This is a genomic window from Bacillus xiamenensis (assembly GCF_001857925.1).
Classification (GTDB): domain Bacteria; phylum Bacillota; class Bacilli; order Bacillales; family Bacillaceae; genus Bacillus; species Bacillus xiamenensis.
In genome coordinates this window covers 690,595-703,753 of the sequence record NZ_CP017786.1, presented here as the reverse complement: position 1 = coordinate 703,753, position 13,159 = coordinate 690,595, and the positions used below count along the sequence as shown (strand labels likewise).

The window sequence follows — 13,159 nt, the reverse complement described above, 5'->3', positions numbered from 1 at the left end:
CTTTTTCTTTACCGTACAACATGGGAGGAACAAGAGATGACTTTTTCTAGCTTAGAAAGAGAACAAATGCTTCAGGAAATGACAAAAAAACCATACGATGTGTTTATCATTGGCGGGGGTATTACAGGCGCTGGTACAGCACTTGATGCGGCTTCACGCGGAATGCGCGTTGGTCTTGCGGAAATGCAGGACTTCGCAGCTGGTACGTCTAGCCGCTCAACAAAACTTGTGCACGGTGGACTTCGTTATTTAAAACAATTTGAAGTGAAAATGGTGGCAGAGGTCGGGAAAGAGCGTGCCATTGTATATGAAAATGGGCCACATGTGACAACACCCGAATGGATGCTTCTTCCGATGCATAAAGGCGGTACATTTGGTAAGTTCTCAACATCAATTGGTCTAAGAGTGTATGACTTTTTAGCAGGAGTCAAGCATAGCGAACGCAGAAGCATGCTAAGTGTCAAAGAAACACTTGCCAAAGAACCGCTTGTGAAAAAGGACGGCTTAAAAGGCGGCGGCTACTATGTTGAATATCGTACAGATGATGCTCGCCTTACAATTGAAGTGATGAAAGAGGCTGTGAAATTCGGTGCGGAAGCTGTCAACTATGCGAAAGTCAAAGAATTTATTTACGATAAAGGCAAGGTTGTCGGCGTAGTCATTGAAGATGTCATGACTCAGAAAACATACGATGTATATGCGAAGAAAATTGTCAATGCGACAGGTCCATGGGTAGATCAGCTAAGAGAGAAGGACCACTCAAAAGAGGGGAAACATTTACAGCATACAAAAGGAATCCACCTAGTATTTGACCAATCTGTTTTCCCATTAAAACAGGCGATCTACTTTGACACACCTGATAAACGTATGGTCTTTGCGATTCCAAGAGAAGGAAAAACGTATGTTGGAACAACGGATACAGTGTACAAAAAAGAACTGGAACATCCGCGTATGACAAAAGCAGATCGTGATTACGTCATCAAAGCGATCCAGTACATGTTCCCTGATCTAAACATTTCAGAAAAAGATGTTGAATCCAACTGGGCTGGTCTTCGTCCGCTTATTCATGAAGAAGGCAAAGATCCTTCAGAAATTTCTCGTAAGGATGAGGTATGGACATCACCTTCAGGCTTAATTACGATTGCTGGTGGTAAATTAACAGGCTACCGTAAAATGGCCGAGCACATTGTAGACCTCGTACGTGATGGACTCAAAGAAGAAACGGGAAAAGATTACGGGCCATGTAAAACGAAGCATCTGCCAATTTCAGGCGGACATGTCGGCGGTTCTAAAAATATGGCAGCCTTTGTACAAGCGAAAACATCAGAAGGAGCTTCTATTGGTTTGACAGAACCGATTGCTGAAAAACTAGCCAAAAAATACGGCTCAAACGTCAGCAGTGTCTTCAAGCGTGTAGAGCAGCTTCAAGGTGAAGCAGACAAACGAAATATTCCAGCGTATGTACTGGCTGAGCTTGTCTATGCGATTGAGGAAGAACTTGCCGTGACACCGGTTGATTTCTTCTTAAGAAGAACAGGCAGCCTATTATTTAATATCAATTGGGCAAAAACGTATGCACAGCCTGTCGTTGACTATATGGCTGATCGTTTTGGCTGGGATGATGCGACGAAACAAAAACATCAAACAGAATTAGAGCAACTATTCCATGAAGCAGTCGTTCCGCTTGATGCTGAATAAGAGAAAAAGCCGATCGTGTATCGGCTTTTTTTTATTGTTTTTTACTCTTTGTTCATCATTTTTTCATATGTCAATGATATAACATGACATGAAGGATAGTTCCATATAAAATAACAGTAGATATTATCTTATTGATGATAAGAGCTGGGAGGAAGGCTATGAGTTGGAATGCGAATTATGAGCGATGGATCAATGAAAAACACCTGGATACTGAATTAAGGGAATGGCTGGAGGCGCATCAGGATGATCAAAAAGCGCTTGAAGACTGTTTCTACAAAAACCTGGAGTTCGGAACTGGAGGAATGCGCGGAGAGATTGGTGCTGGAACGAATCGAATGAACGTCTACACCGTTCGAAAAGCATCAGCTGGTCTTGCGGCGTATATTGCAAAACATGGAGAGGATGCAAAAAAAAGAGGCGTCGCGATTGCATATGATTCACGCCATAAATCCCCTGAATTTGCGATGGAAGCAGCCAAAACGCTTGCTTCAAACGGCATTCAAACGTACGTATTTGATGAACTGCGTCCGACACCAGAACTCTCTTTTGCAGTACGGGAGCTGAATGCCTTTGCGGGTATTGTCGTGACAGCAAGTCATAACCCGCCAGAATATAATGGCTATAAAGTATATGGAGAAGATGGCGGCCAGATGCCCCCATTTGAAGCAGATCAAGTCATTAAAGAAGTAGATGCCATTGAAAATGAACTAGCGATATCAGTAGAATCAGAAGAAACATTGAAGCAAAATGGGCTGATCCGCATGATCGGAAAAGAAATTGATCAAGCGTATATCCAAAAATTAAAAACCATCAGTGTGCACCCTGAGCTTGCAAATGAAGTGGATATCAAAGTGGTGTTTACCCCGCTTCATGGGACAGCGAATAAACCTGTCCGAAACGGGCTTCAGGCTCTTGGGTATCAGCATGTGATCGTTGTGCCTGAACAGGAAAAGCCAGATCCACAATTCTCGACGGTTACGTCTCCAAATCCAGAGGAGCATGCAGCATTTGAATACGCTATCAAGCTTGGCGAAAAGCAAAATGCCGATCTCCTGATTGCAACAGATCCAGATGCAGACCGATTAGGCATCGCTGTTAGAGATCATGAGGGAGAATTTACTGTTTTAACAGGCAACCAAACAGGAGCGCTGCTGCTTCATTATTTATTGTCTGAAAAGAAAAAGCTAGGTCAGCTGCCTCCTCGTCCGGTTGTGATGAAAACCATTGTGACAAGTGAGCTTGGGCGTGCTGTGGCATCGGCATTTGGAGCAGACACGATTGATACGCTCACTGGCTTTAAATTTATTGGTGAAAAAATCAAGCAATTTGAAGAAACCGGAGAGTACACGTTTCAATTCGGCTATGAAGAAAGCTACGGCTATTTGATCGGTGATTTTGCACGAGATAAAGATGCGGTCCAAGCGGCGCTATTAGCCGTTGAAGTTGCTGCTTTTTATAAGAAACAAGGCAAGTCATTATACGATGCCCTCGTTGATATTTTTAAGGAATTCGGATTTTACAGAGAAGGGTTAAAGTCATTAACCTTAAAAGGGAAAGAAGGAGCGGAGCAGATTTCGGCCATCCTTCATACCTTTAGAACCAATCCGCCAGCTGCTATTGCAGGTCAGCGCATAACTGTTATTGAGGATTATCAATCAAGTCAAAGACACCTTGTGGCTGAAAAGAAAGAAGAAACCATTCATCTGCCGGCATCAAATGTCCTAAAATATTTCCTTGAAGATGGCTCTTGGTTCTGCATAAGACCTTCTGGTACTGAGCCAAAAGTGAAATTTTATATCGCCGTTAAAGGCTCATCTTTAACAGACAGCGAAGAAAAGCTAAAGCATCTATCAGAAGAAGTGATGAAAGTCGTTTATGATATTGTGGAAGAAACAGCTAAATAAAGAAAGAAACAACGCCATCGTGTCATACATGATGGCGTTTTTCTCAGCCAAAAGGATGAGAAGAAATCATCCTTTTTGAGAAAGAGCGAAGAAGGTGCTCATGGTATAATCAACGTAATGATAAGAGAAGGCAGCAAATGCCGGGGGTAAACAGGATGGGAGAATACCAAGAGAAGGTTCAAACCTTAAAGACATTAAAAGAAATTGCTGAAAAGCTCAATGAAGGCATGGAAATGAAAGAAACACTTCATGAAGTCCTTCAGATGCTCATGGATGTCACAGGCTTTCAGACAGCATGGATTTATTTTATAGAAGAAGACGGCTCATATGAGCTGATGGCACATGTATCCTTACCTCAAGCACTGGCAAAGGATCGAAAGAAATTGTTGTGCCAAAATGATTGTTATTGCATCAATCGATATACGAAGGGATCACTGCAATCAGCCACCAATATCATTAACTGTAAACGGATTGAAACGGCAATTGAACAAAAGCTTGGGGATACGGAAGGAATTACGCATCATGCAACCGTTCCACTCAAGGCATGTAAGCGCACCTTTGGTTTATTAAATGTGGCGGCAAAAGGTAAAGTCACATTTACACAAGAAGAGCTGAATTTACTTGAAAGTATTGCGCTTCAAATTGGTACGGCGATTCAGCGGATGAAGCTTGTTCAAAATGAGCAGCAGCATGCACTCCTTGAAGAAAGAAACCGTCTTGCACAGGATTTACATGATTCGGTCAATCAAATGCTGTTTTCTGTGAGTCTTACTGCAAAGGCAGCCCGTCAAATGACAAGCGATCAGAATTTAGGGGAAATGATTGATTTTATTCAGCATTTATCACAAGATGCCCTCATTGAAATGCGGTCACTCATATGGCAGTTAAGACCAAGAGGACTTGAAAAAGGGTTTACGACAGCAATTGAAGAGTATGCACAGCTTTTAGGGCTAAGCTGCACATTATCTTTATCCGGCTGTTTGGAAATGGATCATTCATGCCATGAGACTTTGTTTCGCGTATGTCAAGAAGCACTGAATAATTGTCAAAAACATGCGGGAGTAGAGGAAGTAGAGGTTAAACTTGAACAATCGGCAGACACGTTCGATATGAAAATAATTGACCATGGAAAAGGATTTCGGTATGACGAACAAATGAGCCTTCCTTCATTTGGGCTGAAAGGAATGGCTGATCGCATCCATCGAGCAGGTGGTACATTTTGTATTGATTCTGAGCTTGGCAATGGAACCACAATTCATGTAAAAGTGCCATTTTCTCAAGAAAGGAAGGGATCGTCATGAGAGTCGTCATTGCAGATGATCATCATATTGTGAGAAAAGGGCTGGTGTTCTTCTTGCAAACACAGCCTGATGTGGACATCGTAGGCGAGGCATCTAATGGAGTAGAGGCATTAAAGATTGTCCAACAAACGCAGCCTGACATTGTTTTAATGGATCTCTCAATGCCTGTGATGAACGGTATTGAGGCAACAAAACAAATGATGATCGATAGGCCGGAGACACGTATTGTGATTCTGACAAGCTATGCGGATAAAGATTATGTCATTCCAGCAATTCAAGCCGGAGCGAAAGCCTATCAGCTAAAGGATGTAGCGCCAGAAAAGCTGCTCACGACAATGATTGAAGTACAAAATGGCACGTATCAATTAGACGGTTATATTACAACCTTTCTTGTGCATCATCTGACAGAGCCAAAAGAGCAGAAATGGGCACTGATGAACGAGCTGACCAATAGAGAGCGGGATGTCCTATTTGAAATCGCAAAGGGCAAAAGCAACAAAGAAATCGCCTCCTCGCTGTTTATTTCTGAAAAAACAGTTAAAACGCACGTATCTCATGTTTTATCCAAGCTAGAGCTGGCAGATCGAACCCAGGCCGCTCTTTATGCAGTGGATTATCAAAAAAATCAGCCGAAAGAGCTGCTTTAACAAAAACATGCAGTCACGGGCGCCAAAAGAAGAAAAAGGCTAAAATAAAGATCATTTTAGCCTTTTTCTTTATGTGTACATCGGTTCTGCATATGCTTCAGAAACGGCCGCCTCTGAAGCGTGGTCAATATACTGGAGGAGCCCATATAAACATTTTTCAACAGCTGCATCGTTTCGGTTAAATTGATACGCGTGTAAGAAATGCTCAATACGTTTCGAGAGCAAGTCATCTTGTGTACGTACCATAAGAATAAGTAAATTATCCCATTGCGAGCGATGCGTATAATAAAGTGCTTTATCATAATCCGCCACATTCATTAAACCTTCTCCTTTCCCTTGAGAAGTCTTCATTAGTTTGCTCGGATCATATCGACATTTTCAGGGGAAAAGTTGGTGTCCGCATAAAAAGGGGACCGGGAATTATAGGCTGAATAAATGCTTCATGTATGAAAAAAGATTGAACAGCAAAACCTAAGGGGAAATCTACATGAAAGTGAGATCAATGATATCATGCAGCCGAAATGGTGGATGCTTATTGCAGCAGGAATGATTTTATTCGGCAGTCTCATGGTGCATCCAGCATCAAAAGCAGCCGCATATCCCGCAGACAATTGGGAAAGGCTTGCTTATACTGCCTTGCAAGATGAATATGAAGGTGCCTCTTTAAACGATTATCATTACATTGGACGCACACAAGTGAATGATGAACAAACAAAAGATGTGTTTCGCGTCACCGTAAAGGAAGGCTCAACACTTTTTGCCGCCCACGCAGAAATTTATTTTCACCCGGAGACCGGTCATTTGATTAGTATTAACGTGTTTCGATTATAAAATAATAGCACCTCTTACCAAAAGAGGTGCTGATCATGAGATGTTTTACTTCATGTTTCCTTGAAGATAAGAGCGAATATCCACTCCGAGTGAATCCGCTAAACGCTGTCCGTAATCTTCATCTGCACGATAGAAGTTGCAAATTGCAAGTAATTTCGTTTTTTCATTTACGTCTTTCAAATCAGCTGTCAGGTTTTTAATCAATGCTTGTTTCTCTTCTTCAGAGTAGCTTCGATATTTTTCCCCCGCTTGTTTGAAATCGTTCGGTTTTTCAATTTTTTGTCTCACCATACGATCACCGTGAAGAACAGGCTCACTTTCTTTATAGTGAGGGTTCTCTTTTGGCTGATCGTCATAACGGTTTGGTTCATAGTTAATATGTCCGCTTGGACGAGTTGTTGTCATAAAGCCATCCTGCTGGTTATTGTGTACAGGCGCATAAGGGCAGTTGACTGGAATACGCAAGTAGTTCGCACCAAGACGATGACGCTGCGTGTCAGGGTATGAGAACAGACGACCTTGAAGCAGTTTATCTTCAGATGCTTCAATTCCTGGAACTAGTGCACTTGGTGTAAAAGCAGACTGTTCTGTTTCAGCAAAGAAGTTTTCTGGATTACGGTTCAGTGTCATACGTCCCACTTTTTGCAGCGGATAATCTTCCTCGCTCCACGTCTTCGTAGGATCACATGGATCATAATCAAGTTCATCATAATCACTGAGCGGCATAAGCTGAACGTAAAGATCCCATGCTGGATAATTTCCTTTTTCAATACGATCATACAAATCTCTTGTCGCATGCTGGAAGTCGTTTGCTTGAATTTCTGCAGCTTCTTCCATTGATAAATTGCGAATGCCTTCTGATGGTCTCCAGTGGTATTTCACATATTTTGTTTCTCCGTATTTGTTTACCCATCTAAACGTATGAACACCAGAACCACGCATTTCAGCGTAGTTCGCAGGAATACCTTCGTCAGAGAAGAGCCATGTGAGCATGTGAGTCGATTCAGGTGTTAATGTCATAAAATCCCAATAACGGTCAGGATCTTGAATATTGGTTACAGGATCTGGCTTAAGAGAGTGAACCATATCAGGGAATTTGAGTGCATCACGAATAAAGAAGACAGGCAGGTTGTTGCCGACTAAATCGTAGTTGCCTTCTTCTGTATAAAATTTAACAGCGAAGCCGCGTGGATCACGTAATGTTTCAGGTGAACCTTTAGGATGAATAACCGTTGAGAAACGAACAAAAACGTCAGTTTGTTTCCCTTCTTCACTTAAGAAGGCTGCTCTTGTATGCTTTTCCATGCTATTTTCTACTTCAAACACACCATAAGCGCCGGCGCCTCTTGCATGAACGACACGCTCTGGGATACGTTCACGGTCAAAATGCGCAAGTTTTTCAATCAAATGGTAATCGTCAAGAAAGGAAGGTCCGCGGTGGCCGGCTGTTCTTGAGTTTTGATTGTCGCCAACAGGCACGCCCTGATTTGTCGTCAAATGTTTATGATTTGAATTTGTCATTCTTTTCTCCTCCTGTAAACAAAAAAATGGGTTCTAGCAATCTATATACCCTAATTATATTGAATAAAACATGATAGTCAATATTTATTTATAATAATTTTAAATAAATTATTATTACAAGGAGGTAAAGAAAAAGACGAAAGAAATGAATTCTTTCGCCTTAGAGCAGAAGCTCTCTGAGAGCATCTTTGTTTTGTGTTAAATCTTTTAATGTGTATTGATCTAGAACGCGTAAATAAGCAGTGAGTGCTTCATGAAGTACGTGCTTTAATGAGCAAATCGGGGAGATAATACAGCTGTTTTTCTTTGAATCAAAGCATTCAACCATGACTAAATCATCCTCTGTATAGCGGACAACCTCACCAATGTTAATGCTTTCTGGGCTTTTCCCCAGTCTAATCCCACCATTTCTTCCGCGAATCGTTTCCACATAACCGCGTTTTCCAAGATGGTAAATCACCTTCGTCAGGTGATTTTTTGAAATGCCATAAATATCGGCAATCTGCTGAATATTTGACAGTTCATTGTTGTCTCTCGACGCTAAATAAATGAGTACCCTCAATGAGAAATCTGTATAATTTGTAAGTTTCATTTTGACGACCTCTAAACCTAATAGAGTTTTGTATCATCGTAACACATTTTAGACAAAAACTGTTCGAGAAAGTGTTAAATGTGACAACATTTAAAACATGTATTATAAATATTGCTTTTATAGCCTGTCATCTATTACGATAAAGATGTATTTAAAATACATCTTTTTGAAAGAAGGAATGACAATGTTATCTTCAGATCAAATGAATGCCATTAAACAATCAGCCCCTCTACTAAAAGCCGAGGGAACAAAACTTGTGACAGTTTTTTATCAAAATATGATCAGACAGCACCCAGAGCTTCTCAATCAGTTTAATAAAACGAACCTCATGAATGGAAGTCAGCCAGAGGCGCTTGCGGCAACCTTATATCAAGCTGCACTGTACATTGAACGATTAGAAGAATTGCTTCCTGCTGTCAAACAAATTGCCCATAAGCACGTCAGTGTCATGGTGAAAAAAGAGCAGTACCCCATCGTTGGATACCATCTTATTGAAGCCATGAAAGAGGTATTTGGATTAACAGAAGAAGACGAAACGTTAGCCGCTTGGAAGGCTGCCTATGACATCATTGCGAATATATTTATCACCATTGAAGCAGAAATGATGGAGGAAAATTTAAAACAAAAAGGCGGATGGGCAGATGTCAAACCGTTTGTGATTAAGAAAAAGAAACAAGAATCTCCGTCACTCACTTCCTTTTATTTAGTACCAGAAGATGAATCTGAACTGCCAATTTATGAAACAGGTCAATATATTACGGTGCAAGCAGATATGCCGGGTGAAGCCTATGTATGCAGCAGACAGTACAGCTTATCAGATCAATATCACCCATCTTACTACCGCATCACAGTGAAACGAGACGGCCATGTATCCACATTCCTCCATGATGACATGGAAGAAGGGGATATTCTTCAAGTGAGTATGCCGCAGGGAATGTTCTGCTTACAAGGGGACATCAAACAGCCCGTTTATTTGATCAGTGCTGGGTCTGGTGTTACACCAATGATTGGTTTAGTAAAAACAGCCGCTCATCAAAATCTGCCATTTACGATGATTCATGCAGATCGAATAGAGGACGTGACCGCTTTTGAAAAAGAATTTGAACGTGTTCTAGCTTTATCCCCTCATGGACGTATCATCCTATGTAACGAGCAGTTTGAAGCGTCAGGAAAGGGTGAGCTGGTGGAGAAGGTGGCTTCCCGTATTGACCGTTCATTCCTTCAATCAGTGATTGGAGAAGGGGAAGGACAATTTTACCTTTGCGGTTCCCCGGCCTTTACACAAGAGATGATCTATATCCTAAAAGCGATAGGAATTCCGGAACAAAATATTCATTTCGAAGCATTCGGCGGGCAATCCATGAAAGAGATAGAAGTCGTGTAAACCAACGGCTGAACATCATGTTTTTTTAGATACGCTCATATAGTAGGGATAAGTCCGATGAGGAGGGATGGTTTCCTTGAGCGTATCTGAAAAGCGTCTTTTACAAAGAGCCATTGATGAAATTACAGAAATTGCAGAAGGATTTGGTCTAGATTTTTATCCGATGAGGTATGAAATCTGTCCCGCGGAAATTATTTATACGTTTGGTGCATATGGGATGCCAACACGATTTAGCCACTGGAGCTTTGGCAAGCAATTTCATAAAATGAAGCTTCATTATGATTTAGGATTAAGCAAAATTTATGAGCTGGTGATTAATTCAAACCCTTGCTACGCCTTTCTACTTGATAACAATACGCTTGTTCAAAATAAATTAATTGTGGCTCATGTCCTGGCGCACTGTGATTTCTTCAAAAATAATTGCCGTTTCCAAAACACAAAACGAGATATGGTCGAAAGCATGGCAGCGGCGGCAGAGCGAATTAAAGAGTATGAGCATGTTCATGGAACAAAAGAAGTCGAATCGTTTTTAGATGCCGTATTGGCCTTGCAGGAGCATATTGATCCGTCTCTTGTTCGTTCAAAATTAAGCTGGAATATTGACGATGAAGAAGAATATGAAGAAGACCATTCAAAACGTCAAACGCCGTATGATGATTTGTGGGGAATGGATGAGCCTAAGACGCGTGAGAAAAAGAAAATTGTCAAGCAATTCCCGCCAAAGCCAGAAAAAGATATTTTGCTCTTTATTGAGGCACACTCCCGGGAGCTGGAGCCGTGGCAGCGAGATGTGCTGACCATGCTGAGAGAGGAAATGCTTTATTTTTGGCCGCAGCTAGAAACGAAGATCATGAATGAAGGCTGGGCATCGTATTGGCACCAGCGGATTATGCGTGAGCTTGATTTAGATTCAAGTGAATCAATTGAATTTGCCAAATTAAATGCAGGCGTGGTACAGCCGTCTAAGACGGGGATCAATCCTTACTATTTAGGGCTGAAGATTTTTGAAGATATCGAAGAGCGCTATGATCACCCATGCGAGGAATTAAAAAAAGCAGGGGTGACAAAAGGGTCCGGCCGCAGCAAAATGTTTGAAGTGCGGGAAATTGAATCAGACATTTCCTTTATTCGAAACTATTTAACGAAAGACCTTGTGATGCGGGAAGACTTGTATTTGTTTCAAAAGCAGGGAAGAGACTATAAAGTCATTGATAAAGAATGGAAGGCAGTTCGTGATCAGCTGGTCAGTATGAGGGTCAATGGCGGATTTCCGTATTTGACAGTAATAGACGGCGACTATTTAAAAAACAATGAACTCTACATCAAGCATTGGTACGAAGGCATTGAGCTCGATCTGAAATACTTAGAAAAAGTACTCCCCTATTTGTATCAGCTATGGGGGAGAAGTGTACACATCGAGTCAGTTCTTGAAGGTAAAGAAGTGATGTTTTCATACGATGGAAAAGGGGTTCATAGGAAATATTTAGTTTAAAGATCATTAGAAAAGATGTCCTAAAACGGACATCTCAGTGTGTAGACAAACCCTCGCATTTCACGAATATCAAATTCGCTCCGCGCCGAGCAAGGTCACGATGAAAAGAAGACAAAGGGCTAAAATAAAGGTCATTTTAGCCCTTTGTCAACAATCTGATTTTCCATTTTATTGGTTTTTAAGCAGTTTAAAGATGTGTTTCGCCTGATCTGTATTTTCCATCAGTCCTTTTAGTTTTTGACTGGATGGTCCGTATGCAAAGAATGGGACTTCATCACCTGTATGCCCCGATGTTGTCCAGCCTGTATGTGATCTCGTGTTAATGACTTCTTCAATCGCATCATCAATTTGTACAGCTTCTTTTGTTTCAGCTGCCTTTTGAATAGAGGCGATTTCTTCTTTTGTGAAATCAAGGTCGATATATTGTGTAAGCGCAGACTCAACCGTCATGCCGCCTGCGATTTTATTTGCAATAAAATCAGGCGTCTTTTTCGCTGCTTTGACTGGTTTGTAATCCCAGCTGCCAGAGCCGTCTGCCCCGAAAGAAAGACCGCCAGTTGAATGATCCGCCGTTGTGATCACTAACGTGTTTTTATCCTTTTTGGCAAAACGAATGGCTTCTTCAAATGCTTTTTCAAAATCCTTCATTTCACTCATCGCACTGACAATATCGTGGTCATGTCCAGCCCAGTCAATTTGACTGCCCTCGACCATGAGGAAAAATCCTTTTTTGTTTTTAGATAGCTGTTTAATGGCTGAGGATGCCATGTCTTGCAAGGAAGGCGTTGTTTTATCACGATCAATGGCTTTATCGAGACCACCATCAGCAAAAATGCCTAACACTTGTTGATGTTTGTTTTGTTGCAAGGCTGCTTTGGTGGTTACATAATCATAGCCTGCTTTTTTGAATTCTTTCGTCAGATCACGATCCTTGCGAACAAAATCGACAAGTCCTCCGCCAAGCATGACGTCGATCTTATGCTGGTTCCCAATTTTCTCATCGAAAAAATCATCCGCAATGGCTGCTGTGTTTTTTCTGGACACATCATGGGCGGCATACGCAGCAGGTGTGGCATTCGTTAATTCAGATGTGACGACAAGTCCAGTCGACTTTCCTTTCCGTTTTGCTTCTTCTAAAACGGTTTTTAGTGTTTTGCCGTTTTTGTCCACACCAATGGCATTGTTGTATGTCTTTTGACCAGTTGCCATGGCTGTGCCAGCTGCTGCTGAATCGGTGATGTTACTTTTTGAATCATCAGGGTATGTTTTGTGCATGCCAGTGAGGTAAGGGTCAAACGCTGTTTGCTTTGAAAGGTCACCGTTGTGTTTAAATGAGCGGTAAGTTGAAAGATAAGGTGTTCCCATGCCATCTCCAATCAGCACGATCACATTTTGCACGTCATTTTTTGGTTTCTTTTTCGCCTCAGCTTTGTCAGCCTGTCCAAATTCAATTCCTGAAAATATGCCAATCGACAGCACAGATGCCGCTGCCGCTGCAGCTATTTTCGTTTTCGAGCTTTTCAACACACTCATTTATTTTGCCTCCTCATTGTTTATATGTTGCTCTTACGTTTACAATGGTAGAGCAGAAGTGTGGATTCCTTTTTACAGCACCGTAAAGTTCACTTTAAAATTGTAAAAGTCCACTTTACATAGAATGAACCAAAATGAGAAATGAATGTATCATTTATCCATGACAAGATGCATTTATTTTGTCATGATTGTGTAATGAAAATGAAATAAAAAGAACCCTAAAAAAAAATAATTTTTGCCGAATTAATAAGCATAA

11 protein-coding genes are annotated in these 13,159 nt (G+C 41.3%); 7 read left to right on the top strand and 4 right to left on the bottom strand.

What is annotated here, in order from left to right:
- The first annotated feature begins 36 nt into the window (after window positions 1-36).
- From glpD to BK049_RS03485, 4 genes are all read left to right on the top strand, one after another.
- The gene (glpD, locus tag BK049_RS03500; protein WP_008361506.1) at window positions 37-1,698 is read left to right on the top strand and encodes a glycerol-3-phosphate dehydrogenase; all 1,662 of its coding nucleotides are present in this window, start codon (window positions 37-39) and stop codon (window positions 1,696-1,698) included.
- Between the two features lie 158 nt (window positions 1,699-1,856).
- Complete coding sequence (locus BK049_RS03495; protein ID WP_071167846.1) at window positions 1,857-3,602, top strand: phospho-sugar mutase; 1,746 nt, start codon at window positions 1,857-1,859, stop codon at window positions 3,600-3,602.
- 155 nt (window positions 3,603-3,757) lie between these two features.
- Complete coding sequence (locus BK049_RS03490; RefSeq protein ID WP_008359898.1) at window positions 3,758-4,903, top strand: GAF domain-containing sensor histidine kinase; 1,146 nt, start codon at window positions 3,758-3,760, stop codon at window positions 4,901-4,903.
- Entirely contained in the window at window positions 4,900-5,550 is a 651-nt protein-coding gene (locus BK049_RS03485; RefSeq protein ID WP_071167845.1) for a response regulator, read from the top strand. The genes BK049_RS03490 and BK049_RS03485 overlap by 4 nt, the downstream gene beginning before the upstream one ends.
- Window positions 5,551-5,619: 69 nt before the next feature.
- Here BK049_RS03485 and BK049_RS03480 read toward each other — a convergent pair whose 3' ends face one another.
- Window positions 5,620-5,868 (bottom strand): YhdB family protein, encoded by a 249-nt coding sequence (locus BK049_RS03480; protein ID WP_008359893.1) that lies wholly within the window; start codon window positions 5,866-5,868, stop codon window positions 5,620-5,622.
- Between the two features lie 192 nt (window positions 5,869-6,060).
- Between BK049_RS03480 and BK049_RS03475 the strand changes: the two genes are divergently transcribed.
- Window positions 6,061-6,381, top strand: coding sequence for a YqzG/YhdC family protein (locus BK049_RS03475; protein ID WP_008359890.1), 321 nt, complete (start codon window positions 6,061-6,063; stop codon window positions 6,379-6,381).
- Window positions 6,382-6,426: 45 nt separating this feature from the next.
- Here BK049_RS03475 and BK049_RS03470 read toward each other — a convergent pair whose 3' ends face one another.
- Window positions 6,427-7,902 (bottom strand): catalase, encoded by a 1,476-nt coding sequence (locus tag BK049_RS03470; protein ID WP_008359888.1) that lies wholly within the window; start codon window positions 7,900-7,902, stop codon window positions 6,427-6,429.
- Window positions 7,903-8,062: 160 nt separating this feature from the next.
- On the bottom strand, window positions 8,063-8,494 hold the full coding sequence (locus BK049_RS03465; protein ID WP_008359887.1) for an Rrf2 family transcriptional regulator: 432 nt from the start codon (window positions 8,492-8,494) through the stop codon (window positions 8,063-8,065).
- A 184-nt stretch (window positions 8,495-8,678) separates the two neighbouring features.
- Here BK049_RS03465 and BK049_RS03460 point away from each other — a divergent pair, with 184 nt between their 5' ends.
- Together BK049_RS03460 and BK049_RS03455 are read left to right on the top strand one after the other, a co-directional pair.
- Window positions 8,679-9,878 (top strand): globin domain-containing protein, encoded by a 1,200-nt coding sequence (locus BK049_RS03460; RefSeq protein ID WP_071167844.1) that lies wholly within the window; start codon window positions 8,679-8,681, stop codon window positions 9,876-9,878.
- 67 nt (window positions 9,879-9,945) lie between these two features.
- Window positions 9,946-11,370 (top strand): SpoVR family protein, encoded by a 1,425-nt coding sequence (locus BK049_RS03455; RefSeq protein ID WP_412096212.1) that lies wholly within the window; start codon window positions 9,946-9,948, stop codon window positions 11,368-11,370.
- A 168-nt stretch (window positions 11,371-11,538) separates the two neighbouring features.
- Here the strand turns inward: BK049_RS03455 and BK049_RS03450 are convergent, their stop codons facing one another.
- On the bottom strand, window positions 11,539-12,903 hold the full coding sequence (locus BK049_RS03450) for an alkaline phosphatase (protein WP_008359875.1): 1,365 nt from the start codon (window positions 12,901-12,903) through the stop codon (window positions 11,539-11,541).
- Window positions 12,904-13,159: the final 256 nt, after the last annotated feature.